Source organism: Streptomyces sp. NPDC058008 (assembly GCF_042886395.1).
GTDB lineage: Bacteria > Actinomycetota > Actinomycetes > Streptomycetales > Streptomycetaceae > Streptomyces.
Window position 1 is genome coordinate 38,842 of record NZ_JBHVQX010000031.1, and the last position, 20,534, is coordinate 59,375.

14 protein-coding genes are annotated in these 20,534 nt (G+C 73.0%); 8 read left to right on the top strand and 6 right to left on the bottom strand.

Going from position 1 to position 20,534, the window contains the following annotated elements; genetic code table 11:
* Genes ACFVS9_RS26910 through ACFVS9_RS26920 form a run of 3 tightly spaced genes read right to left on the bottom strand, consistent with a single transcriptional unit; the run spans nucleotide 1 to nucleotide 7,249 of the window.
* Nucleotides 1-1,236: an AAA family ATPase gene (locus ACFVS9_RS26910; protein WP_383114677.1), complete on the bottom strand. Its 1,236-nt coding sequence runs from the start codon at nucleotides 1,234-1,236 to the stop codon at nucleotides 1-3.
* Nucleotides 1,233-6,392 carry a hypothetical protein gene (locus ACFVS9_RS26915; protein WP_389936214.1) on the bottom strand — a complete coding sequence of 1,720 codons (5,160 nt, stop codon included), beginning with the start codon at nucleotides 6,390-6,392 and terminating at the stop codon, nucleotides 1,233-1,235. The genes ACFVS9_RS26910 and ACFVS9_RS26915 overlap by 4 nt, the downstream gene beginning before the upstream one ends.
* A complete protein-coding gene (locus tag ACFVS9_RS26920) occupies nucleotides 6,389-7,249 on the bottom strand; it encodes a DUF4132 domain-containing protein (RefSeq protein WP_389936217.1) in 861 nt (286 codons plus the stop codon). Before ACFVS9_RS26920 ends, ACFVS9_RS26915 begins: the two co-directional genes overlap by 4 nt.
* Nucleotides 7,250-7,646: 397 nt before the next feature.
* Here ACFVS9_RS26920 and ACFVS9_RS26925 point away from each other — a divergent pair, with 397 nt between their 5' ends.
* A complete protein-coding gene (locus ACFVS9_RS26925) occupies nucleotides 7,647-8,237 on the top strand; it encodes a TetR/AcrR family transcriptional regulator (RefSeq protein ID WP_383114674.1) in 591 nt (196 codons plus the stop codon).
* Between the two features lie 12 nt (nucleotides 8,238-8,249).
* Here the strand turns inward: ACFVS9_RS26925 and ACFVS9_RS26930 are convergent, their stop codons facing one another.
* A complete protein-coding gene (locus ACFVS9_RS26930) occupies nucleotides 8,250-9,272 on the bottom strand; it encodes an SMP-30/gluconolactonase/LRE family protein (protein ID WP_383114673.1) in 1,023 nt (340 codons plus the stop codon).
* Nucleotides 9,273-9,468: 196 nt separating this feature from the next.
* Between ACFVS9_RS26930 and ACFVS9_RS26935 the strand changes: the two genes are divergently transcribed.
* A complete protein-coding gene (locus tag ACFVS9_RS26935; protein WP_389936221.1) occupies nucleotides 9,469-11,271 on the top strand; it encodes a flavin-containing monooxygenase in 1,803 nt (600 codons plus the stop codon).
* 575 nt (nucleotides 11,272-11,846) lie between these two features.
* Here ACFVS9_RS26935 and ACFVS9_RS26940 read toward each other — a convergent pair.
* Nucleotides 11,847-12,734: a ScbA/BarX family gamma-butyrolactone biosynthesis protein gene (locus ACFVS9_RS26940; protein WP_389936224.1), complete on the bottom strand. Its 888-nt coding sequence runs from the start codon at nucleotides 12,732-12,734 to the stop codon at nucleotides 11,847-11,849.
* A gap of 171 nt (nucleotides 12,735-12,905) precedes the next feature.
* On the opposite strand from ACFVS9_RS26940, the gene ACFVS9_RS26945 reads away from it, so the two are divergent.
* Both ACFVS9_RS26945 and ACFVS9_RS26950 read left to right on the top strand, forming a co-directional pair.
* Nucleotides 12,906-13,532 (top strand): ScbR family autoregulator-binding transcription factor, encoded by a 627-nt coding sequence (locus ACFVS9_RS26945; RefSeq protein ID WP_383114670.1) that lies wholly within the window; start codon nucleotides 12,906-12,908, stop codon nucleotides 13,530-13,532.
* 82 nt (nucleotides 13,533-13,614) lie between these two features.
* Nucleotides 13,615-14,388, top strand: coding sequence for an SDR family NAD(P)-dependent oxidoreductase (locus ACFVS9_RS26950; RefSeq protein WP_383114669.1), 774 nt, complete (start codon nucleotides 13,615-13,617; stop codon nucleotides 14,386-14,388).
* A 64-nt stretch (nucleotides 14,389-14,452) separates the two neighbouring features.
* On the opposite strand, the gene ACFVS9_RS26955 is transcribed toward ACFVS9_RS26950, so the two are convergent.
* A complete protein-coding gene (locus tag ACFVS9_RS26955; protein ID WP_389936228.1) occupies nucleotides 14,453-15,721 on the bottom strand; it encodes an IS701 family transposase in 1,269 nt (422 codons plus the stop codon).
* Between the two features lie 410 nt (nucleotides 15,722-16,131).
* Here ACFVS9_RS26955 and ACFVS9_RS26960 point away from each other — a divergent pair, with 410 nt between their 5' ends.
* The 4 genes from ACFVS9_RS26960 to ACFVS9_RS26975 all read left to right on the top strand — a co-directional run bounded on the left by ACFVS9_RS26960 (nucleotide 16,132) and on the right by ACFVS9_RS26975 (nucleotide 20,529).
* Nucleotides 16,132-16,746 carry a TetR family transcriptional regulator gene (locus ACFVS9_RS26960; protein ID WP_383114667.1) on the top strand — a complete coding sequence of 205 codons (615 nt, stop codon included), beginning with the start codon at nucleotides 16,132-16,134 and terminating at the stop codon, nucleotides 16,744-16,746.
* 492 nt (nucleotides 16,747-17,238) lie between these two features.
* Complete coding sequence (locus tag ACFVS9_RS26965) at nucleotides 17,239-18,483, top strand: NAD(P)/FAD-dependent oxidoreductase (RefSeq protein ID WP_383114666.1); 1,245 nt, start codon at nucleotides 17,239-17,241, stop codon at nucleotides 18,481-18,483.
* A gap of 64 nt (nucleotides 18,484-18,547) precedes the next feature.
* Nucleotides 18,548-18,901: a cupin domain-containing protein gene (locus ACFVS9_RS26970; RefSeq protein WP_383114665.1), complete on the top strand. Its 354-nt coding sequence runs from the start codon at nucleotides 18,548-18,550 to the stop codon at nucleotides 18,899-18,901.
* A complete protein-coding gene (locus ACFVS9_RS26975) occupies nucleotides 18,901-20,529 on the top strand; it encodes a class I tRNA ligase family protein (RefSeq protein ID WP_383114664.1) in 1,629 nt (542 codons plus the stop codon). Before ACFVS9_RS26970 ends, ACFVS9_RS26975 begins: the two co-directional genes overlap by 1 nt.
* Nucleotides 20,530-20,534: the final 5 nt, after the last annotated feature.

Sequence of the window (20,534 nt, forward strand, 5' to 3'; positions counted from 1 at the left end):
TCAGCTCTCCAGTACCGCGCGGAGCTCCCACAGGGCACGCCAGGTGGCCGACCCCTGCTCCGCACGCCTGCGCACCGGCCCGTCCCAGTACCCCAGCAGCCGTGCCGCGTCGGCCGGGTCGTCCTTGCGTACGACGCCGAGCAGATGGCCGGGCAGGAGGGACAGCACGTCCCGGTCGCCGGGGAAGTAGGCGGTGGCCAGTGCGAGCGACCCCGCCACGGAGACCGCCTCGGCCGTGCTCATCACCGTGGACGGGCGCTCGACCTCCCAGCCCTCCACGGAACGGCCGTCACGCAGGTCCCGGAAGGCGGTGACGAGGGCTTCGAGGACCGCGTCGTCCACCTGGTAGGCGGCACCAGCCCGTTCGACGGCCGCCCGCGACTGGCGCCGGACGAGCGCGGTCTCGGCGTCCACGTCCCCGATCGGGCCCACCGTCTCGAAGTTGAAGCGCCGCTTCAGCGCGGCCGACATCTCCGAGACGCCCCGGTCCCGCAGGTTGGCCGTGGCGATGAGGGTGAACCCGGGTGCCGCGTGCACGTGGGAGCCCTCGCCGCCCGCGAGTTCGGGCACCGAGACGCGCCGTTCGGACAACAGGGAGACGAGTGCGTCCTGGACTTCGGGCAGGCACCGGGTGACCTCCTCGACGCGGGCGACGGCGCCCCGCGTCATGGCGCTGAGCACCGGGGAGGGCACCAGGGCCTGCTCGCTGGGGCCCTGGGCGAGCAGCAGCGCGTAGTTCCAGCCGTACTTGAGCTGGTCCTCGGTGGTGCCCGCGGTGCCCTGCACGGTGAGTGCGCTGGTCCCGCAGACGGCCGCCGACAGCAGTTCGGAGAGCATGGACTTGGCGGTACCGGGTTCACCCACCAGCAGCAGGCCGCGCTCCCCGGCGAGGGTGACCACGCAGCGTTCCACCAGGGCGCGTTCGCCCACGAACTTCTGCTCGATCACCAGGCGGCGCGGCACCCCCGCACCGGGCCGCGCGGACTTCGGCAGGCCGAGTGCCTCGCCCGCGCTGCCCATCACGAACGTGACGACGGCGCGCGGGGTGAGCAGCCAGCCGGGCGGGCGCGGTCCCGCGTCGTGGGCGGCCAGGAAGGCCAGCTCGGTGCCGTACCGGTCCTCCGGCGGGGTGACCTGGCGGTTCGCCCGGTCGCCGGCACCGGCGGGAGGCGTCGTCCGGTCCGGGACCCCGCCCGTGCCGGTGCTCTCGGTGGTGGTCGTGGTGTCGCTCGTCATCGGCGGCGGCCCTTCCGGGGTGCGCGGGTGTGCAGTTCTTCGAAGGCGGGGGCGTCGCCGCCCCGGGCCCGTGCCCAGGCGGCGGCGAACAGTTCGGGCACGGGGGTGTCCGGCAGGGTCCTGGCGGACCCGTCGACGGGGTACAGCCGTTCCTTCCAGGTCTCCAGCGGCAGCCCGGGCGCGGCGCGTTCGAGCCAGCCGCAGGGGAGGAAGAGGGTACGGCCGGCGCGGGAGCGCCGTGCCTCCACCACCCGGTCGGTGGCCGCGAGTTCCACCCGGGCCCTCTTCATCCGCGCCGGCTTCCACCCCGTCCAGCGGGCGCAGTTGCGGTCCGTCGGATCGGGCAGGGCGAGCAGCATCAGGTACAGGGCGGCGGCATCGGCGCTGAGGCCGAGAGCCGCGGCTGCCTCGTCCACCAGGTCCGGCACCGAGTGTGCCGGGTCCTGGGCCGAACGGTGCGGGGTTCCGTCCGGGGCGCCCGCCGAGAACAACGCGTCGGTCTCCCCGCTCAGCAGCGCACGCAGAGCGCGGAGTTCACCCACCCGGTACCGGGCGACGGTCCCCTCGACCAGGCCGAACACCGGGTCGTCGGGGCCTTCCAGGGCGGCCGGGCGGATCAGGAGCTTCTCGTGTCCGTGTCCCGGTACCAGGAGCAGCGCCGCGCCCGCCCGGACCAGGCCGTCGGGCCCGGCGCCGCCGGTCTCGGGGAGCTGGTGGGCGGCCCGGACCACGGGGCCGATCGAGCCGCCCGCCTCGGTCCAGTCCAGCCCGAGGTCCAGCACCAGGTCCGGATCGGCGAGGGCACCGCGCAGGGCCGCGAGCCCGACGGGCAGGTGCGCCCGCAGGGGGTGCCCGTACGGCAGGACGTAGGCGAGGGTCCGCAGCGCCGTCAGGGCGGCGGACAGCGAACCGTGCGCACTCACCCGGCGCGGGCCGGTGCCGTCCTCGGCCCGGGAGCCCTGGCCCAGCCATGTCCGGGAGGCCGGGTTGAGGACCAGGTCGACGGCGCCGGGGGTGGTGCCCGACAGGTCGAGGTCCAGTTCCTCGGGGACGCGGACGAGCGAGCCCAGGCGGGCCTGCCAGACCTCGGCGGCGGCCCGGACGTCCGGGCCCGCGGACCACAGCTCGGCCGGATCGGCGGGCAGCAGGGCCTGGACCAGAGCGTGGCGGTCGGCACGGGGAAGGGCGTCCAGCCTGGTCAGGGCCCCCTCGAAGGCACGGGGCCTGGCCCCGAGCAGCGCGAGCGCCTCGGCGCCCGGCTCGTCGACGGCGGCCGACACGAGGGCGGCGGACTGGAGGGGACCGATCCCGGTGGCCGCGTGGAAGGCCTCGGCGGCCTCGGGCCGCCAGGGCGCCGGGCCCTTCTCCCGCACCAGGGCGGTGAGCCGGGTCAGCCGGTCGCGGGCGATGCCCTGCCGGTGCACGTGCTCGTGGTCCAGGGTGAAGCCGGGAACCGGCCCGAAGACGCCGGTGGGATCGTGGTCCAGGGCGAGCCAGAGCGCCGTGTCCTTCCCGTGGTTCCGGCCGCGTTCGGTGAGGACCACGACGGTGCGGGCGCCCTTGCGCAGCACCTGGCCGAGCCGGTGCACGGCTTCGTGGCGCCCCTGCCCGGGCGTTCCCCCGTACGGCTCGGCGAGCTCCACCAGCCGGACCGTGCCCGCGGGGTCCGCCAGCGGGCCCCCGGCGAGCGCGTCGAGCAGGACCACGAGGCCGGCGCGGTGCTCGGGCGAGGTGGTCGCCGAGGCCGCTCGGTAGGCCAGTTCGGGCAGTTGGCCGAGCAGGGCGGTCCAGTCCTGGGACTGACCGGGAACGGTGTACTCGTCGCGCTGCCAGCCGTCCACGGAGGTGAAGGGGACCTTGGAAGGCACGGGCGGACCGAACGCCGGCTGTCCGCCGAGGACGTGGTTGACGGCCAGGATCTGCCGGATCACGGTCCACCGGCTGCCCCCGCCCCACCATCCGCCGTACAGCCGCTCGGAACCCCAGGCGGTGGCGTGCAGGAGGGTCGAGTCGTCACCGTGCTCGGGAGAGTGGTCGCAGAACATGCCCTGGGTGCGCGTGGTGCCGCGCGGAGCGGCCGGCTGAGGCGGCTCCAGGTAACGGACGGCCGCGGCGGCCCTGTCCACGGCGTCCCGCACGACCGCGGTGACACCTTCGAGCAGCCGCGGGTCGGACACCTCGGGCAGCACCCGGGCGACCGCTTCCCGGCTCACCTCACGCGACGAGGGCCCGGTGTACTCCTTCACGGCCCGGAAGGCTTCCCGATGCCGGGCGACCGCGGTGGCGACCTCCCCGAACAGCTCGGCCGCCCGGGAGCCGGCCAGATTCCGCAGGGCGGCGGAGCCCCGCTCGTCCCTGGGCCGCATGGCGTGCCAGTAGGCCACGGGAGGGAGGTAAGGGGTGCCCGCGGCCGCGTTGCCGCCCGAGGAACCGGGAAGGACCGACCACAGGCTTCCGCCGCTGCCCTCCGTGTCCGCCGGGTAGGCCTCGACGGACCGCCCGGCGAGCGCCATGACGGGGCGTGAACCGCCGGGGAGGGTGAGGGCGCCGAGCGGCACCCGGGAGCCGTCGGGCAGTGGGTGCGCCAGGGTCACCGTGCCGCCGTCGGGGCTGCCGGCCGTGATCCGGTGCCCGCCCTCGGGTTCGGGCATACCCGCCTCCGGGACCGTGTGCCGGACCCAGCGGCCCAGGACCCTGCCGTCGGTGCCGAACGGGGTGTGCTCCAGACCGGGCTGGAGGGGCAGCACCTGGCAGTGCTCGGCGAGCAGCCGACTGCCGTCCCGCACCCCCGAGTCGAGGAAGGCGGGCAGCGAGGCACGGCCGTGCGTGCCGCCTGCCGGGTCGTACTCCAGCCAGACCCGCCGCGTGCCCTCGTGCCCCTCCCGCCAGAGACCGGTCCCGTCGGACAGGACGGCGCGCTGTGCCGGGAGGGAGGTGTCACCCGCGTGCAGGGCCTTGCCGCCGGTCGCCCGGCCACCGCCCGGCAGGGGCACACAGACGTCGTCGGAGGGGCTCGACGCACCCCAGCGGGGGATCTGCTCGCCGCCGACGGTGAACACCTCGGCGGGGCGGTGCGACCAGTAGCCGCACTGCTTGCCGTCCTCCCACCACAGGACGAGCAGCTCGCCGTCGGCGTAACGGAAGGCGAGCTGCCGCCAGTGGTCGACGGAGGCGGGCAGCCGCAGGGCGTGGTGCAGCAGAACGCCTTCCGGGCCGACGACGACGGCGCGTTCACGGGTGTTCAGGATCAGTGCGGGCCAGGCGCCGGTCACACCGACGCCCTCCGACCGGTCACGCCCCACCCGTGCGGCGGCCGCCTCCGCAGCCAGCTCGGCGTAGGCATCGTCCAGCGCGGGCCAGCCCAGTTCGTCCAGGACCCCGGTGCGCAGGGTCGAGGCGAGCAGCGGGACGACATCGTGCCCCTCCAGGAGCCGCACCGCGGCCGGGGCGTTCTCCGCGACGACGGAACGGTACGCCGAGAGCTTGTCGAGGGCGGTCCGCAGGCCCGGAAGCCCGTGCGCGGCCGTGTACTCCTCGGCGCAGGCGGTCAGCCACTCCCGCAGGATCCCGGAGAGCACCGGGTGCGCCGCCAGCTTCGCCAGGCCGGCGTCGCCCGGATGCCGGCCGTGCCCGTCGCCGAGGCCGCCGACGGTCCGGCCCAACAGGGCGCGGAAGAAGGGGTGTTCGGCGACGGCGGCGAGATCCCGCTCCCCGGGCGCCCGGTCGGTGAGCCACGGGTCGAGCGGAATGCCGGGGCCGTACCGGGTCTCCGTGTCCTGGCTGTCCGGCTCGGCGACGGGGACGCCCGAGGCCAGGCAGAGGTCGAGGAGGTCCAGATCGGCGGTGCGCTGCCAGCGGCCCTGGAACAGCTCGACGGGCCGCCCGTCGGCACGCAGCCGTCCGGCCATCCGGGCGGCGAGGGCGAGGGTCTGCGGGCTGCGGCCGGAGGTGGCCCGGTTGCGCCTGCGGTGCGCCTCCCAGCGGGCGAGCCAGTCCGCCGGGGAGACCGAGGTGTCACCGGAGGCGGCGGGACCGGAGGGCTCGGGGGAGGCGGTCAGCAGGTCCTCGGCGCCGGACTCGGCCAGCAGCAGGAGCCAGCCGTGTTCCCCTTCGGTGTCCCGGCCGCTCTCGTCGAAGGTCTCCGGGAAGAAACCGAGGAGCCGGGCGCGCACGGCGGGGTCCCGCCGGGCGAGGGTGACGAGCGCGGAGCGGTAGGCGGTCCAGAACGAGGCGGGGGCGCGGACGATGCCCGGAGAGCCGACCAGATCGGCCACCAGCTCGCGTTCGGCGTCCTCGCGGTCCACCCCGGCGGCCTTGACCAGCGCGCGTACGTCCTGCGGAAGAGCCGCGTACGGAGGCATGCCGGCGGCGCACCGCTCGATCAGCAGACGGCGGAACTGCGCCCAGGCGTCCGCCGGTGCCAGCCGGGCGACCAGGTCGCGCACGTACTGCCGCAGCGCCTTGACGGTCAGCGCCCCGGCGAACGCGAACTCCAGGAAGACGGCCCGCTGCCGGTCCTCGTCCACCGCCAGCCCGTGGACCCGTTCGGCCTCGCGGGCCTTGCCGAAGAACGAGGCGGCGTAACCGGTGTTCTCCGCCTGGAGGAAGAGGCGCGCCACCTGCTCGTAGTAGGTGGGCAGGAAGTGCGGTACGGCGCGGCCGAGCCGGGTGCCGAGTGCGTCGAAGCCCTCCTTGGCCGCTCCGGCGCGGCTCCTGGCCTGCCGGCCCAGCCGCTCGATGTCCTTGACCAGGGCCAGGGCGTGGTGACCGTTGGCCGGGTCGTTGACCAGGGCCCAGGCCGGGAAGCCCAGGGTCTCGCGGCGCACTTGGCCCACCACGGGGGCCTCGGCGGTCCGGGCCAGCCCGAGGAACTCCAGGGCCAGGTCCTCGGCTTCGCCGAGCGTGCCGGGCACGAGCCGGACCACGGGGCGGTCCCCGAGGGCGGTGTGCGTGTAGGTGCGGGCGGTCAGCGCGTCGGCGTCGTCCCGGTCGGTGCTGCCGGCGGGGAGGACCGCGCCCGCCTCCAGCAGGGCCGCCACGCGGGCCTCGGTGGCGGGGGCCGGAGCGCTGCCGCCCCCGGCCGGGAGGGACACCGGGCCCGTCGCGGTGGTGTTCATGTCGGTGCTCGTCCTCGTGCTCGTCGTCGTGGTGCTCATGCCGCCCGCTCCTCGTCCGCCACGTCGCGGCCCGCGTGGAGCGCCGCCGCCATGCGCATGCCCTCGGACCAGGTGACAGGTCCGACCTCGTCGGCCCTCAGGGCCCGCCCCGCGGGGTCGGTCCAGCCCAGGGGTCCCGTCTCCGTGCCGTACTCGTCGTATCCGTCGTGCTCGCCGATCCAGACGCGGGCCTCGGTGGTGGCCCCGTCCTCGACGACCGGGCAGACCGCGTACCCGCCGCGTGACCGGTATCCGAGCTGGGTGGCGCGGCCGTGCAGGAAGCGCAGTTCCTTGAACGCCCCGCCGGCGTAGGTGTCGACGGAGGCGATGTCCGGGGCCAGTGGCCGGGGGCGGTGCCACACCTCGCGGAACAGCTGCTCCACGCTCTGGCCCACCCCCAGCTCGACCGCGAACTCCCGCAGGTCGTCCAGGTCGTCGAGGAGGACGGGGTGGGGCACTCTGACGACGTCCGGGGTGATGCGGACCGTGTCGCCGTCCAGGTCGACCAGGCCGAGACCGCGCACGGGGTCGACATCGCGCAGGAAACCGGCGACCCCGCCGTCCGCGCCCGTCACCACCACGTCCCGCAGGGCGCTCCGCCACGCCGGATCGGGCCACACCCGGGCGAGGACCGCGGTGGGAACGGGCAGTGAACGCACCATCCACTGCTCGACGTCGGCCAGGCAGCGGTGTTCGTGCCGCTCCAGCCACTCCGTCAACTGCCTGAGCCCGACGACCGCCGGATCGTCCTTCAGCCTGGCCGGGACGGACTTCAGCCGACGGCCCTTGCCGTTGCGGCACACCACCGTGCCCGCCTCCAGGGCGACTTCGTAGTCGCCCGCCGCTACCCACCCCATGCGCTGTTCTCCCCGTTGTTCCCGACGCCGCCGGTCCGGCGGCACGCTGATGAGACCCGTCGGCGGCAACGCACCGTGACGAGTGGGAGAGACTCTAGGCGGCCGCACTGACAATGAGTTCGGGCTCCGTCCGCATGGTCGTACGGGCACGCGCCGACGCCCCGGACGCGGTCCGCGGTACACGCCGCGGGCACGGCTCGGGGCCGGGAGCCCGGGCCGCCGATGAGGGCCCCGACGCGTGCTCCCGCCGCGGCGTGACGACGAGCCGGCCGTCCGCGCGGAGACCGGGCGGGCCGGACCGACGGGGCCGGCCGCGCCGGGGTCCGCCCGTGGGCCGGCGGTGGAAGAGCCGTGCGGGCGGCGGTCCCTTCCGCCGGTGGGCCGGTACCCTTTCGGGATGGCCCAGACCCTTATGCCCACCGAGCGGCGGCCCGCGAATCACGGGCCGAAGGCGGCTGCCCGCAACCGGGACGCCCTCATCGTCGCCGCGCGTGAGATCTTCGGGACCCAGGGGCTGGACGCCCCGCTGTCCGCCATCGCCCGCCGTGCCGGGGTCGGCCAAGGTGTGCTGTACCGGCATTTCCCCGACCGGGCAGCCGTGGCGATCGCCGTCCTGGAGGAGAACGTACGGCAGGTGGAACAGGCGGCCGCAGCCGAGGGCGCGCTCTTCGCCGACGTCCTCGGTGTGCTGACCTGGCACCTGAAGGAGTCGGCCGCGTTCCTCGGCCTGCTGCACGCCAACGGGGCCACCGGCCACACGGACGCCCTCGCCCACGCCCTGGTCCTGTCCGGCCGGGTCGAGTCGGCCCTGCGCCGGCACCTGCCCGCCGGACACCGGCTGGCCGGGGCCGACGACCTCATGCTGGCCGTCGCCATGGTCTCCGGCGCGACCAGCGGTCCCACACGCGAGGTGCGGGAACGCCGGGCGAGGGCCGCGTGGGGGCTCCTCCACGTCGAAGTGGGTCCCGTCCGGCCCTTCGAGGGGTGAGAGCCGGGGGTGTCAGCCCCCGTTGGACTGGCGGGTGCCCCTGCCCAGGGCGTCGAAGGTGTACAGGTAGCCGCCGGCCGGTCCGCTGACGGTCATGTAGGCCTTGGTCCCGCCGGGTGTGATCGCCACGTTCGTCGCCGACTCGAGCCCCTTGGTGCCGCCGGGGATCTCGACGGTCGCCAGGCGCTCGCCGTGCCGGTCGTACACGATCATGGCGGCCCGGCCGTGGAGTGCCTGGTAGAGGTTGCCGTCCGCGTCCACCGCGATCGAGTCGGTCTGGGCGATCCCGCCGTCCACGCGGATCGCGGTGTGCCGGGAGGTCGAACGCCCCTCGGCGTCGAGGCGGAGGTAGGAGATCCGGTTCTGGGTGAGTTCGCTGACCCACAGTCCCCGGTACTCCGCGTCGAAGGAGATTCCGTTCGTCGCGGCCAGCCCGTCGGCGACGACGGTGGGCCGGTCGCCGTCCCGCCCGATGCGCACCACACGTCCCCGTGCGTCGCCCGGGGAGAGGCTGCGCGAGTCGCTGACGTACAGGTTGCCCTCCTCGTCGAACGCGATGTCGTCCGGATTCATCTTCGCCCCGTCCACTTCGCCGGAGAAGAAGGTCCGCGGGTCGCTGCCGTCGGGGGCGAGGCTGACGACCTCGCCGTGGGCGTAGTCGGTCAGGTACAGCCGGCCGTCGTACGGGCTGAACTGCGCCGAGGTGTACGCCCCCCGGTCGTCGGAGTGGACGGCCTGCGACGTCTTCCTCTTCACGTCGACCCGCATCACCTTCGGCTTCCCCGCCGGTGCGGTGACGTCGACGACGATCAGCTTGCCGTTCCCGTCGAAGACCGGGCCCTCCAGCAGGGTCATCCCGGTCTCCTCGTGCACCTTCGTCAACCGCATGAGCTGGTGGGCGCGGATGACCCTGTCAGGGCCGGCGGAGGCCGGTGCGCCGACGGCAGAGCCGCTCGTCTCCGTACCGCATCCGGTGAGGGCCAGGGTGCCGACGGCGGCGAGCACCGCGAGGGACCGGACCGGGAGTCGTGGCATGGGGGGATCACTCTTCCTGTCTGGGGGGAGCCCGTCGGCCACGTGGTTCGCATGGCGCGCACGGGGGCACGGAGGCGCCCTGCACGGGTGTCTTGGCGCACCCGTGCCGCAACCGGACAGCGTTGTCCGGTAGTTGCTACGGTAGCGGATGGCCGCTCGATCCGGTGCGGCCCGTCCACAGGAGTGAGACCCCCACATGACAACCACTCAAGCGTCGGAACCCATGGACCTCGGCGCACTGAGGGAGCGCTACCGCTTCGAGCGTGAACGCCGGGTGCGGCCCGACGGGGCCGGCCAATACCAGTCGGCCGAGGCCGAGTTCGGCTACTACGCCGCCGATCCCTATGTGGACGGGACGGCCGGTCGCGAGCCGTTGCGGGACACCGTCGACGTCGCCGTGGTCGGTGGCGGGTTCGGCGGCATCCTCGCCGGTGCGCGGATGCGTCAGCAGGGTGTGGCACGCGTGCGGATCGTCGAGAAGGGCGGCGACTTCGGGGGCACCTGGTACTGGAACCGCTACCCCGGAATCCACTGCGACATCGAGTCGCACGTCTACCTGCCGATGCTCGACGAGACGGGCTACGTGCCGGAGTGGAAGTACGCTCCCGGCGAGGAGATCCGCCAGCACGCCATGCGCATCGCGCGGAAGTACGACCTCTATCCCGACGCCCTGTTCTCCACCGCGGTCACGTCGCTCACCTGGGACGAGGCGTCCGGGACGTGGCTCGTGGCCACCGACCGCGGCGACGCGTTCCACGCCACGTACGTCGTGACCTCCACCGGGACCCTGTCCGAACCGAAACTTCCCGGGATACCCGGCATCGAGACGTTCCGGGGCCACACCTTCCACACGTCGCGCTGGGACTACTCCTACACGGGTGGCACCCCGGAGGGCGGCATGACCGGCCTGAGCGGCAAGCGGGTCGGCATCGTCGGCACCGGCGCCACCGGTGTCCAGGCCATCCCGGTGCTGGCCGAGGACGCCCAGCACGTCTACGTGTTCCAGCGCACCCCTTCCAGCGTGGACGTGCGCGCCAACCGCCGCACCACGGCCGAGGACGTCGGCGCCGATCACGACGGCTGGGCCCGTGAGCGCCGCGAGAACTTCCTGCGCATCGTCTCCGGCGAGACGGCCGGCCAGGACCTGGTGGCGGACGGCTGGACCGCCTCGGCCGGCCTCCTGGAAAAGCTCCTGCCCAGCTTCAGCCGGGACCAGGCGGGGGCGGCCTTCGAAGCCGCCTACGAAGCGGCCGACGCGGCGAAGATGAACGAACTGCGCACCCGTGTCGAGCAGTCCGTCACCGACCCGGACACGGCGGAGAAGCTCAAGCCCTGGTACCGGTACGCCTGCAAGCGCCCCACCTTCTCCGACAAGTACTACGCGGCGTTCAACCGCGACAACGTCTCCCTGGTCGACACGGCGGACACGCACGGCATCGAGCGCATCACCGAGGACGGCGCCGTCGTCGGTGACGACACCTACGAACTCGACTGCCTGATCTTCGCCACGGGGTTCTCCGTAGGGGTCTCCGGCATCCTCTCCGGCAAGCTCCCCGTCCAGGGCCGGGGCGGCGCCCAGCTCCTGCACGCGTGGGCGCGGCAGGGTCCGCGAACCCTGCACGGCTTCTCCAGCAACGGTTTCCCGAACCTGATCCACATGGGGTCCCTGCACAACGCCAGCAGCGTCAACTTCACGCACGTGCTCGACGAGCAGGCCGTCCACGCCGCCGCCCTCGTCGCCGCGGCCGAATCCGGGTCGGCCCTCATCGAACCGTCCGCCGAGGCGGAGGACGCCTGGATGGCCGTCATGGCCAAGGACGCCGCGGACCACGAGTGGTTCCACGCCGAGTGCACGCCCGGCTACTACAACCGCGAGGGACTGGGCCGCCCGAACACCGCGAGCGCCTACCCCCACGGGGCCGCCGCGTTCCACGAACTGCTCAAGCGGTGGCGCGAGGAGTCCATCGGGGAGGTACTGCGTCCCAGGGCCGCGCGGTAACGCGGCGACGGCGCCCGCCGTGACGGCCGGGTCTCACCGGCCCTGGTCCTGCCACGGGCGGGTGTGCCGTCGACCCCTTGCGGGGCGGGGGAGCCGGGCTCGGTGCACCGAGCCCGACTCCCGGGGACGGCCGCTGCCGTACCTCACGGAGGCCGGCCGGGCGGGCCACGGCGTGGCGCGCATGCCGTGGGCCCACCGGGCGCCGGTGCGGAACGCGCGCCGAGCCCGAGCCCCGGATCACGTACGCGGCGGAGTCTCCCGTCCCTGCCGGGCCCACGCCGCCCGCAGGCGTGGGCGTGGGTCCGGTGTCGCGGACCGTGCCGCGCTCGGGATGCCGCCGCCACCCGGCCCGTCGGACTCGTCCGGCCGTCCCCGGCGTACCCCGCGACCTGCTGCCCCGGTCCGGACCGGCTGCCTCCGTCGCGCACGGCGGAGGGTCCGGGGCCATGTGCCCGGTGGTGTGGGCGGCGGTACCTGCGAGCGTGAGGATCCCGGACCGGTACGCCGGGGCGCCGTCCCCTCCCGGGTGTCCTGAGCCGGGGTCAGGACACCCGGGAGGGGATCCTGAGCCGGGGTCAGGTGCGCTCCGTGGCGGAGACGCGGATCGAGAAGACCTCCTGTCCGTTCTGCCGGCCCGTGACCAGGGTGGTGATGATGCCGAGTTCCTTCCGGCGCACGGGAACCGATTCGATGAGGCAGGGGGAGTCCAGTTCGACGTACCGGAGGAAGCGCGCGTCGAAGGCGGTGGGCAGCGTTTCGAGCGCTCCCGACTCGGCGTGCGCGGCCTGGGCGGCCGCTTCCAGCAGGACGAACCCCGGGACGTGGTCGTGGTCGTGGTCGAAGAAGATGCGATTGGTGACGTCGACGCGCAGCTGCCACCGGTGCGGCTCACCCAGCGGAGTCAGCACCGCGTGTTCCAGCGGGGTCTGGTCGCCGCGTACGGAGGGGTCGAGGGCCGGGCCGAGGGGCAGGGAGCGGGCAACCGCGGCCCTGGCGTCGGCGTGGACGCCTCTCAGACGGTCGTATATGGCCGGAGGGTGGGCGATGTAGCGGACTCTGGCTATCCCCAGGGGTTCGTCGTCGCGGGTGATCATGATCTGCGCGGCGAGTCGTGCGGATCCCCTGCGGCGGCGTTCCACTTCCGTGTGCGTGATCGTCAGCCGGACGGTGCCGTGGTCCGGCCGGGTGCTCAGAGCCGCGGTGACGATGGAGGTGTCGAACGTCTCCCACCCCAGACGGTGGTCCAGCGGTATTCCGTGGACCGTGTGGGAGAGCACCGTGAGCGCCTGCCGGATCGTCTCGGCGAGGAGCAGCGGGTGGTAGACCCCGCGGTGGGAGGTGTAGAGGCTGTGGTGCTTCGGCCAGGCGGCGAGGACCGTGTGGGAGACGCCGTCGCCGTGACTGCCCCAGCCGGTGAGGAGCACTTGATCGGCATATACCTTGCGGGCCAGGTGAGTTGACACGGGCTGGATGCTGACTGCGGGCATGATTGAGCCAGTTGTGACTGTCATTCGGGTTCCCCCCGGAAGCCGTACGGGCGTTGGTCGACAGCTGCTGCACATGCGTTCGAGTAACCGTGTGAATTAACATAGAGATTACTATTTTGCTTGTCGAGGGGTGACGGAGACCGGCTAGTGCCACCACGTGAACTGAAGCAGCAACGCAGCGCGCGCACCCGCGCCGCCATCCTCAGGGCCGGGGCCGAGGTGTTCGCGGAGGCGGGTTTCGCGGGCGCGAGCGTCAGCCGCATCGCCCGCCGCGCCGGCCTCACCCTGGGGGCCCTGTACTTCCACTTCCAGTCGAAGGAGGAGCTGGCCCGCGAGATCGTGCGCGCGCAGCCGGAGCAGGTGCCGGTGGCTCCCGCCGCGCACGGACTCCAGGCGGCGGTCGACACCTCGGTCCTGTGGGCCACGCGCCTCCTGGAGGACCCCGTACTGCTGGCGGGGGCCAGGCTGGTCATGGACCAGGAGTACTTCGTCGATCCCCAGGAGGACAACTCCTACCAGCAGTGGGTGGATGTGCTGCTCCCGTTCCTGCGGGAGGCGGCCGGGAGCGGCGACCTGAGGGAGGGGGTGGACCCGGAGGCGCTGGCGCGGCTCGTGGTCAACGCGGCGACGGGGCTCCAGATGAACGAGCAGCTCTCCACCGGCCGGCGCCATCTCCCGGACAAGGTCAGGGAGATGTGGCGGTTCCTGCTGCCGCTGATCGCGACGGAGGAGGGCGCCGGGCGCATCGTCATGTCCCAGCGGTCCGGCATATGACCGGGCGGTGAACGCGAGGAGTGGCCGGATCGGGCCTGTCCGTAGGGGCGCATGAAGTGGCCCCGTACGGTTGAATCTGCCCATGGTCAACGTTTCTGGGATGTTACAGGGCAGGACAGTCATGATCACGGGCGCCTCGGGGGGCATAGGGGCCGCGGCCGCCCGGCTCTTCGCCGAGGAGGGTGCCTCCGTCGTCCTGATGGCCCGTCGCAAGGAGCGGCTGGAGGCGCTGGTCGAGGAGATCGGCGCGAGAGGGGGCCGCGCGGTGGCGGTCCCCGGCGACGTGCGAAGACCCGCCGACGTGGTGCGGGCTGTCACGCGGGCCGTGGAGGAGTTCGGCGGACTCGACGCCGCGTTCAACAACGCCGGCTGGGGATCGGTCGGCCCCGTGCTCCACGAACTGGACGACAGTGCCTACGACGCGGCGATGGACGTGAACGTCCGGGGGGTCTGGAACTGCATGCGCCAGCAGATTCCCGTCATGCTCGGTCAGGCGAGCGGCGGCGCCGTCGTCAACATGTCCAGCGTCGCCGGGTACTCCGCGACCGGCGCGAGTGCGCCCTACGTGGCCGCCAAGCACGCGGTCCTCGGACTCACCCGCGCGGCCGCCGCCGAGTACGGCGACCGGGGTGTACGGGTGAACGCGCTCATGGCCGGCAGCACCCGCACCGACCTGCTGGAGCCGTACATCGCGAACGCCCCCCAGGTCGAGGCCGAGATGACGCGGAGGGCCATACAGAAGCGGCTGGCCGACCCCTGCGAGGTGGCCCAGGCCGCCGTGTGGCTGTGCAGCGACCGCGCCTCGTTCGTCACCGGCGGGGCCGTTCCCGTCGACGGGGGCTGGAGCGCGGCGTGAGCGCCGGCGGAGGCGCGTGAGCGAAGGGGTGAGGGGGGGCTCCGAGGCGCCCCCCTCACCGTCGTCAGCTCAGCGCGGGCAGGGCTCCCGCACGCGCGGGCGGGGTCAGGGCGGACCGCGGGCCCGGATGCCTGCTGTGGGGCGGCCGGGCGAGGCCGGTCCCGAAAGGGGGCGGCGGCGTGGGATCCGCTTCGGCCAGCCGGCTGTACGCGCAGGCAGCGGAGACCAGTGTCACGTTGCGGTGCCAGCCCGGGTAGGACCTGCCCTCGAAATCCTGGAGCCCGAAGCCGCCCTCTATGCGGCGCAGCGCGCCGGGCGTCCAGGCATGCGCTCCGGCCAGCTCCAGCAGCTCCGCCAGGGGCCGGTGCACCAGGCTGGTCATCCAGACCGACGGGGTTCCCCGGCCGTCGGCCCGGTACTCGGCGAACAGCCGGCAGAAGCGCGGCGCGCGCAGCCCGCGCGGCAGGCTGGCCACGGTGGTCACCACCCTCTTCGTCCCCGCGGCGCTGCCGTGCGGCGAGGCCAGGACCGTGCGCAGGACCTCGCCGTGGCTGTCGAGGAAACGGCGCGCGCTCATCAGGGGTGCGGCATCGCTCCCGCCCGTGTGCTCCTTCGCCAGGGGAAGCACCAGGGGGAGTGTGTCGGGGACGGCCACGACGAAGTCGTGGCCGCGCTGCCGCAGGCCGTGCAGCAGCCGATCCGGCTGCTCGACGCCACGGAGGTCCGTCACCAGGGGGAGCGGGGTGGCGAGGGAGGAGGCCAGGGTGTCGGCCAGATCGAGGATGTGCACCCAGTCGGGGACGGGTTGCACGGACTCGGGGATGCGGGCGCGCTCGCGCAGCGGTGCGTCGAGCCACGCGCCGGGGAGGTGCAGGCGCCAGTCGACCGGGATCTGCTGGCGGCCGGACGCGAGGAACAGCCCCGTGCCGACCTGGCAGTTGATGATCCGCCCCGCCGCGTGGTCGAAGCGGCGGTGCACACCGCACGACTGGTTCCCGCGCTTGGGCACCACAGCGGTTCCCACGGTCCAGGCCGTGGGTCTGAGTCGCTGTTCGACCCAGCGGGTCAGCTCGGCCCGGGCCGGCTGCCACTCCCACGGGCTGGCGTTGACGAACCGGTGCATCGACTGGGACGCGGTGGGCGAGTCGGTGACCGCCGCCGCGAGGCTGCGTACGGATTTTCTGCCCGAGACGGCGAGCAGGCCGAGTAAGTAGGCGGCGGCCCAGCGCCGTTGGTCCGCTCTGGGCAAGTGCGTGAAGACCTGATCGGCGAACTGGGTGACCCTGCGTCCGGCGGCGAGGACGTGGTCCGGATTGTGTACGGCACTGGCCATGGGTGATTGCCTCCTGGCGGTTCGGGACGACAAGAAAATAATAGAGTTCGCTATTATTTTCGTGCATCGAACCAGCCAACCCCATAGCGCGGCTCGCGCGCTCCACCTCCCGCTCCCGCTGTACACGTGAACCAGCCAACCCGAATGGCCTCCCTTGATGTGGCTGACCTGCGGCCGCACACTGTCCGTCACGACGACCGGACACCCGGATCGGCCCGCAGTCGCGTCCGCGCGACGGACCCTGCCGGTGCGGCCCCTCCGGGACGGCTTCGCGGCTGTGCACCACCAGACCGCGCCGGCCGGGCGCGGCCCTGGCCCGAGGAGCGCGGTGGCGCGCGTCCGCGCGTCGGGCCGGCGACGGAAGGCGGCGATCTCTCGCCCATGGCCGACAAGCGCAAGCGGAGATACGCATGGTGAGGCAGGAACGAGCTGTACGCACCCGGCAGGCCTTGCTGGACGCCGCCGCGGAGGAGTTCGACCGCCATGGCTACGACGGAACGTCACTCAACCGCGTCTGCCGTGCGGCCGGAATCACCATCGGCGCCCTGACCTTCCACTTCTCGACCAAGGCCGAGTTGGCGGACGCCGTGCAGACGCAGGGGCAGATCATCACCAGGGCGGCGCTGGGGAGGATGCCGGCCCGCCCGGCCCCCGCACTGCACCGCGCCGTCGACCTCATGCTCGAACTCGCCCGGTTGCTGGAGGCGGAGTCCACCGTCCGCTCCGCGGCCCGGCTGAGCCGGGAGCGCCCGGAGCCGGCCCTGGCGTGGACCGCCTCCTGGCTCATCTCCGCCCAGGATCTGTTCGAGGACGCCTATCTGGAGGGCCAGTTGAACGCGGGGGTGCGCCCCGCGTCGCTGGTGTCGCTGTCGGCGTACCTCACGGTGGGCGTGGAGTGCCGGGCGCGGGCCGAACACGAGGACCCGCTGGCCGCGGACCGTGAGCCGGGCGCGGTCGACGAACTCAGACAGCTCTGGGACATGATCCAGTACGGCATCAGCCGCCGTCCCGCCACCAGCCTCTGATCGCGCACATGTCCGGATGACTCGTATGACAGTGCGAAACTCATGGACGATTTAGTCAAGTCGGCATTGCCGCTCCAACCGTCTCCCCGGGATGGTGTTACCGCGAACGACACACCTACGAGGAGTGAGCGTGGTGGCGACGGATCCAACGAGCAAGCCCTCACCGGACACGGCCCGCCGCCGCACTCCCGCAGTCCCCGCCGCGGACCCACCTTCCGCCGGCGGCGCTCGGGGCACCGGGAAGCGGCCGCGCGGTACTTCTCGGCCGGGCTGACCGCCGTCCTCCCGTAGCGGGACCACGGACCTTCCCTCCGTCCGGTCCCGCGTCCGCACGTGCCCGTACCGCAGGAGAGACCGCCCCGAGCGGCCTCGCGTCATGCGCCGCCACGCACCCGTGACGGCCCATCAGCCCCACCAGCTCGGATCTTCGGCTGCCCGTTCTCGGGACAGCCCGCGCAGTCACGCCTCGAAAAGTCTCTTCGGGAGGGTTCCATGGCGACAGGCGAACGTATGGACGTGGTGGTGGTCGGAGGCGGAATAGCCGGCTCCGCCCTCGCCGCGGCACTGGCGGGAGACGGCTACGAGGTGCTGCTCCTGGAGCGGCAGACCGTCTACCGGGACAAGGTCCGCGGCGAGGTGATCAACTGCTGGGGCGTCGTGGAACTCCTCCGGCTCGGGCTGGAGGAATGCCTCCTGAAGGCCGGCGGCAGCTACGTCGACCGCTTCATCGGGTACGACGAGATCGTCGACCCCGAGGTCGCCCGGGCCAACGCCCTCCCGCTGGACGAGATGATTCCCGGGATCCGCGGAGTGATCGACGTGGGCCACCCCGAGGCCTGCGAGGCGCTCGCGACCGCCGCGGCCGAAGCGGGGGCCACCGTCGTACGCGGGATCGGGGACGTCACCGTGACCGGCGGCGCGGATCCCGTCGTGCGCTACGAGTACAACGACGTCGAGTACGACGTCCCGTGCCGGCTGATCGTGGGGGCGGACGGCCGCACCTCGACCGTGCGGCGTCAGCTCGGCGTCTCCCTGACCCAGACACCGCCCAACTCGCTCGGCGGCGGCATGCTCGTCGAGGACCTGCCCGACTGGCCCGTCAACGTCACCTCGATCGGCACCGAGGGGGACCTCCTCTACTTCGTCTTCCCCCGCGAAGGCGCGAAGGCGCGGCTCTACCTGCTCCACGACGTCGCCCAGAAGGGCCGCTTCACCGGACCCACGCGCCAGGCCGACTTCCTGGAGGCCTTCCAGTTCCGCTGCATCCCCGACAGCGGGATGTTCGGCTCGGCGACCCCGTCCGAGTCGTGCGCCTTCTACCCGATGAACGACGCGTGGACCGACTCACCCGTGGTCCCCGGCGGCGTACTGATCGGCGACGCGGCCGGATGGACCGACCCGGTCGTGGGACAGGGCCTGTCCATCGCGCTGAGGGACGCCCGCATGGTGCGGGACGCCCTGCGCGAGCGCCCCGACTGGTCCTGCGACACCCTCGCGCCGTACCGGGAGGAGCGCGAGGAGCGGATGCGCCGGCTGCGCATCTCCGGCTCGGTGCGGACCACGATGAACATGACGTTCGGACCCGAGGGCGCCGCCCGCCGCAAGGCCTACGCCAAGGCCTGGCCCAACGACCCGGTCCTGGCCGGCTCCCGCCTCGCCACGTTCAGAGGGGCCTTCGGAGTCCCCGCCGAATCGTTCGACCCCGCGACCATCCAGACCCTGTTCGCGCTGAAGTAGCCCGTCCGTCCCCACACCGGTGCCCGCCCCGGGCCGCCGGTGCCGACCAGGAAGGCAACCACTCATGCACGTCAAGACCGATGCCGCTGACGCACGGATCCGCAAGAACGGCTGCGACATCCGTGAGCTCTACCCCTGGAACGGCGTCGTCACGCCGCCCTGGAACAGCACCCTGTGCTCGATCCGCCCGACGGAGTCCAGCACCCCGCACGGCCACGCCACCGACGAGACGTTCATCTTCATCAGCGGCGAGGGACACCTGCGGGTCGGCACGGAGGAGCGGACGATCACGCCGGGGGACGTCGTCTACATCCCGCACGACACCGACCACATCGTCACGAACACCAGCGGCTCCGAACCGCTGTCGTTCGTCTCCATCTACTGGCTCCAGCCCGCCGGCGACAAGCAGGACGCGTGATGACCGGTCCCGACGACGCCCTGCCCCCGCGGCGGCGCGTCAACGTCACGTTCTCGCCCCCCACGCCCAACGGCGACCTGCACCTGGGCCATCTGGCCGGCCCCGTGTTGAACAGCGACATCTGCGCCCGCTCCCAGAAGATCCTGGGACACGACGTGGCTTTCGCGACGAGCACCGACGACAACCAGACCTACGTCGTCACCACCGCCGAACGGCTCGGCACCATCCCCGAGGCCCTCATCCAGCACGCGATGGACAGCGTCACCGCCTCCCTCGAACTCGCCGGCGTCGACGTCGACCTCTTCGAGAGGCCCGACGCCGAGTACACGGAGTTCGTACGCGGCTTCTTCACCCTGCTGTGGGAACACGGCGCGTTCGACCTGCGCGAGATCGAGCTGCCGTACGACGCGGAGACCGGCGAGTACAAGGCCGAGGCGTTCGTCACCGGCCGCTGCCCCACCTGCCTGGCCCACGCGCGTGCGGGGGTGTGCGAGGCCTGCGGCCTCTACAACCTGCCCGGGGCCCTGCTCCCGGTCGCGGACACCGCCTCCGCCCTGCCGGTCAAGGCCGTCTCCGTCTGGGTCCTGGACCTCGAGCGCTACCGGTCGATGATCACGAACTGGTACCGGACGACGGACGTGCAGCTGCGGCCCGACCTGGCCAAGGTCGTCGACGACACCCTCGCCGGCCGCCTCCCCTCCATCCCCCTCACCTACCCGACGGCCTGGGGCATCACGGTGGACTGGGAGGGCCCCAACGTCCAGCCGCAGGCCATCAACGCCTGGCCGGAGATCTACGTCGGCCACGTGTACTGGCTCCAGCAGGCGCGCATGGACCCCTTCGCCGCATGCGACGAACTCGTCCAGTTCATCGGCATCGACAACGGCTTCTACAACGCGTTCGTCTACGTGACACTCGCGCTGCTCGCCGCCCGCCACGGCATGTCGATCTCGCTGCCGAAGACCCGCACCCTCACCAACCAGTACTACATGCTGGAGGGGCGCAAGTTCTCCACCAGCAAGGGCGACGTGCGGTGGGCGAAGGACTACCTCGAAACCGTGGGACGCGACCGTGCCCGGTTCGTACTCGGCCTCACGAGCCCGGAACTCCAGCAGGCCGAGTTCAGCGAGCCCATCGCCGCCGCCACGATCGAGGCACGTTACGACACCCCCCTGCGGGCCATCGCCGCCGCCCTCGCCCCCCTGGCGGGCCGGACCGTCGACGCGGCCCCCTCGCCGTGGTGGGCCGCCGCCGTCAAGGCCTCGCGCGGACGGTTCGAGGACGCCTACCGGCTGGAGACCTTCAGCGTCCGCAAGGCGGCCGAGGCGGTGGCCCTGCACCTGGAGGTGCTGGCGCTGCGCTGCCACCAGATCCAGCCCGACGACGACAGCGACGTGGCGGGAGCGCTGCACTTCCTCTGGACGCTGCGCACCCTGGGCTGGCCCGTCACCCCCGACCTGAGCGAACACATCTCCACCGCGTTCTCGGCCGAGTCCACCGTCGGCAAGCCGCCCCTGCTCTCCGGCCTCGCCACCCTGCCGGTGGGAGCCTTCCGCGGCCTGACCGTACCTCCCGCCCCCACCGCCGGCACCGCCCCCAGGCCGCCGGCCGCGGCGGCGGCCCGCTGAACGGC

Excerpts from the sequence above, each read along its gene's own strand:
- ACFVS9_RS26910 (WP_383114677.1), bottom strand. The coding sequence starts at position 1,236 with ATGACGAGCGACACCACGACCACCACCGAGAGCACCGGCACGGGCGGG.
- ACFVS9_RS26915 (WP_389936214.1), bottom strand. The coding sequence starts at position 6,392 with ATGAGCACCACGACGACGAGCACGAGGACGAGCACCGACATGAACACC.
- ACFVS9_RS26920 (WP_389936217.1), bottom strand. The coding sequence starts at position 7,249 with ATGGGGTGGGTAGCGGCGGGCGACTACGAAGTCGCCCTGGAGGCGGGC.
- ACFVS9_RS26925 (WP_383114674.1), top strand. The coding sequence starts at position 7,647 with ATGGCCCAGACCCTTATGCCCACCGAGCGGCGGCCCGCGAATCACGGG.
- ACFVS9_RS26930 (WP_383114673.1), bottom strand. The coding sequence starts at position 9,272 with ATGCCACGACTCCCGGTCCGGTCCCTCGCGGTGCTCGCCGCCGTCGGC.
- ACFVS9_RS26935 (WP_389936221.1), top strand. The coding sequence starts at position 9,469 with ATGACAACCACTCAAGCGTCGGAACCCATGGACCTCGGCGCACTGAGG.
- ACFVS9_RS26950 (WP_383114669.1), top strand. The coding sequence starts at position 13,615 with ATGGTCAACGTTTCTGGGATGTTACAGGGCAGGACAGTCATGATCACG.
- ACFVS9_RS26955 (WP_389936228.1), bottom strand. The coding sequence starts at position 15,721 with ATGGCCAGTGCCGTACACAATCCGGACCACGTCCTCGCCGCCGGACGC.
- ACFVS9_RS26960 (WP_383114667.1), top strand. The coding sequence starts at position 16,132 with ATGGTGAGGCAGGAACGAGCTGTACGCACCCGGCAGGCCTTGCTGGAC.
- ACFVS9_RS26965 (WP_383114666.1), top strand. The coding sequence starts at position 17,239 with ATGGCGACAGGCGAACGTATGGACGTGGTGGTGGTCGGAGGCGGAATA.
- ACFVS9_RS26970 (WP_383114665.1), top strand. The coding sequence starts at position 18,548 with ATGCACGTCAAGACCGATGCCGCTGACGCACGGATCCGCAAGAACGGC.
- ACFVS9_RS26975 (WP_383114664.1), top strand. The coding sequence starts at position 18,901 with ATGACCGGTCCCGACGACGCCCTGCCCCCGCGGCGGCGCGTCAACGTC.